This is a genomic window from Protofrankia sp. Cr1, from assembly GCF_963555865.1.
Classification (GTDB): Bacteria; Actinomycetota; Actinomycetes; order Frankiales; family Frankiaceae; genus Protofrankia.
This window is the reverse complement of sequence record NZ_CAUVXO010000022.1, coordinates 1-3,044: the sequence shown is the minus strand read 5'-3', so window position 1 is coordinate 3,044 and position 3,044 is coordinate 1. Positions and strand designations below refer to the sequence as shown.

Genomic DNA, 3,044 nt, shown 5'->3' with positions numbered 1-3,044 from the left:
CCGGCGCCGCCGACGGTCCTCTTTTGATAGAGATATCTTGTCAAAGCGGTTAATTAATAAGAGGATCTACGTGTTGGCCGGCGGACGGCCGCTTCCGGCGTGGCCGGCGCGGGCCAGCGGGTCCACGGGGGTCCCGCGGGGCCCACGGGCGCGGGTGTGTAGCGGTGGTCGCGTGCCTGGCGGCCCTCTAGCGTGAAGGAGCTGGTCTGGTGCGTCGCACCCTGTTCGAACCTGAGCACGAGGAGTTCCGCGCGCTCGCTCGGACGTTTTTCGAGAAGGAGTGCGTCCCGCACACCGCCGAGTGGGAGCAGGCCGGTGTTGTCGACCGGGAGGTCTGGCGCAAGGCGGGCCGGGCGGGTCTGCTGTTGTGGTCGGCCCCCGAGGAGTTCGGCGGTGCCGGGGTCGACGACTACCGGTTCAGCGTGATCCTCGCGGAGGAGTTCTGGGCCACCGGAACCGTCGGTTTCGGCTTCGGGCTACAGAACGACGTGATGCCGCCGTACATCATCACGCTGACCACCGACGAGCAGAAGGCGCGCTGGTTGCCCGGCTCGGTGAGCGGGGACATCATCTGGGCGCTGGGGCTGAGCGAGCCCGGTGCCGGCTCGGATGTGAAGGCGATCCGCACGACCGCGCGCCGCGACGGTGACAGCTATGTCGTGTCGGGTTCGAAGACGTTCATCACCAACGGGCTGCTGTGCGACAAGGTGGTCGCTGCGGTCAAGACCGACCCGGACGCCGGTCACCGTGGCATCAGCCTGCTCGTCATCGATGCGGATGCACCGGGCTTCAGCCGCGGCCGCAAGCTCGACAAGATTGGTCAGAAGGCGCAGGACACCGCTGAGCTCTTCTTCGACGAGGTGCGGGTGCCCGTGTCGAACCTGCTCGGGCAGGAGAACCGCGGCTTCTACCACCTGATGGAGAGCCTGGGAACGGAGCGGCTCGGCGCGGGTGTCACCGCCGTGGCCATCATGAAGCGGGCCTTGGCGCTGACCGTGGAGCAGGTGCGCACCCGCAAGGCGTTCGGGACGACGATCGGTTCGTTCCAGAACACCCGGTTCGAGCTCGCCGCGATCAAGACCTTGTGTGACGTCGCGCAGGCCTACGTGGACACGGCTGTGCGCGCGCACCTCGACGGCGAGCTCAGCGCCGTCGACGCCGCCGGTCTCAAGCAGTGGACGACCGACACGCAGTGCGACGTCGTTGACCGTTGCCTGCAGCTGTTCGGCGGCTACGGCTATATGAACGAGTACGAGATCGCCCGGCTGTGGCGGGACGGTCGAGTGCAGCGGATCTACGCCGGTTCCAACGAGGTCATGAAGGAAATCGTGGGCCGCTCGCTCGACCTCGACGGCGACTAGGGTGTGTTTGAGTGGTTACTGACGAGTCCTTAAGAGCCTGGGTGGTCAGATGACGCTCACCGCCGCTCACTGGCCGGCCGACACCACCGTCGCGTTGGTCGAGCAGTCGGTCGGCGACTGGTTGCTCCACGTCGCTGACCAGTACCCGGACCGTCCGGCGCTGCGCTGGCCGGTGGGGCCGGACCTCAAGACCCTGACCTACGCGGGCCTGGTCGCGCAGGCCAGTGCAGTGGCGGGGAGACTGCTCAGCGTGGTCGAACCGGGGGACCGGGTCGCGCTGTGGGCGCCCAACAGCCCCGACTGGATCTTCGTGCAGTGCGCCAGCGCGCTCGCCGGCACCGTACTCGTCCCGATCAACACATCGCTGCGGGACGAGGAGGTCCGGCACGAGCTGCGCCAGTCCGGCGCGAGGCTCGTCATCGCGGCAGCCGAACACCGAGGCTCCCCGCTGTTCGAGCGTGCGCAGACCCTGGCCCGCGAGCTGCCCGGACCGGTGCGGGTCCAGCCGCTTGCGGACCTGGCGCATGCCTTGCGGGCACACCCGGGACCGCTGCCGGCGGTCTCGCCCGCGGCGCCGTTTCTCATCCAGTACACCTCAGGGACCACCGGGCGGCCCAAGGGCGCCGTACTGTCCCACTTCGCCGCGCTCAACACCGGCCGTATCGCCGGGCGTATCTTCGAGGCTCCCCTGGTGTGGTGCTCCGGGCTGCCCCTGCACCATGTCGGCGGCTCGGTGTCCGGAGTGCTGATGACGTTCGCCACGGCGGGAACGATGGTCCTCTCGCCGGGGGGCTTCGATCCGGCCCGCACCCTGCGGCTGGTCGAGCGGGCGCACGTCACCGCACTCGGCTCCGTCCCGACGATGCTGTACGACCTGTTGGCCTGCCCCGATCTCGCCCGGTATGACATCAGCAGCCTCCAGGTCATCCAGACCGGCGGAACGACAGTTCCACCGGCGCTGATCCGCCGCACCGAAGCCGGGCTCGGCTGCCGTGTCGTCATCGCCTACGGCCAGTCCGAGGCGCCCAACGCAACCGCGTGCCTTCCCTGGGACAGCGACGTGGTGAAGGCCGAGACGCTGGGGCGGGCGTTGCCGCAGCGCGAGGTCCGCATCATCGCGCCGGGCACCGCGGGGACGACCGCCGACCTCGGCGAGCCTGGTGAGCTGTTGATCCGTTCCCCGTTGAACATGAGCGGGTACCACGACGATCCCGAGGCGACCAGCCGGACCCTTGATGGCGAGGGCTGGTTGCATACCGGTGACCTGTGCACGATGGACGCGACCGGAGTCCTGCGGATCCACGGACGCATCCGTGACGTCATCATCCGCGGCGGGGAGAATATCTACCCGCGCGAGGTGGAAGAAGTGTTGGTCGAGCACCCCGGCGTGGCGGACGCGGCGGTGGTCGGCGCACCCGATGAGCGCCTCGGTGAGGTTCCGGTTGCGTTCATCGTGCGTGCCACCGGCGATGTGACCGGTGCTGCCGATGTGACCAGTGCGGTCGACGCCGAGGAGCTGGCGACGTTCGCGCGGTCCCGGCTTGCCTACTTCAAGGTGCCGGTGGACTGGCATGTCGTCGACGACCTTCCCCGCACGGCGTCGGGCAAGGTCCGCAAGTTCCTCCTGCGGGAGACGATCACGCAGGCGTCACCGCGCGATTGAAGATCCACCAGGCAGGCCCC

The 3,044-nt window shown here is 68.6% G+C and carries 2 protein-coding genes; both read left to right on the top strand.

Annotated elements, in window-relative coordinates; all coding sequences use genetic code 11:
- The first annotated feature begins 209 nt into the window (after positions 1–209).
- Complete coding sequence (locus U9980_RS03990) at positions 210–1,361, top strand: acyl-CoA dehydrogenase family protein (RefSeq protein WP_322766731.1); 1,152 nt, start codon at positions 210–212, stop codon at positions 1,359–1,361.
- Positions 1,362–1,410: 49 nt separating this feature from the next.
- The gene (locus U9980_RS03985; protein ID WP_322766730.1) at positions 1,411–3,024 is read left to right on the top strand and encodes a class I adenylate-forming enzyme family protein; all 1,614 of its coding nucleotides are present in this window, start codon (positions 1,411–1,413) and stop codon (positions 3,022–3,024) included.
- Positions 3,025–3,044 lie beyond the last annotated feature (20 nt).

What these genes read in the sequence shown, in the direction of transcription:
- U9980_RS03985 (WP_322766730.1), top strand. Translation starts at nt 1,411, where the DNA reads ATGACGCTCACCGCCGCTCACTGGCCGGCCGACACCACCGTCGCGTTG.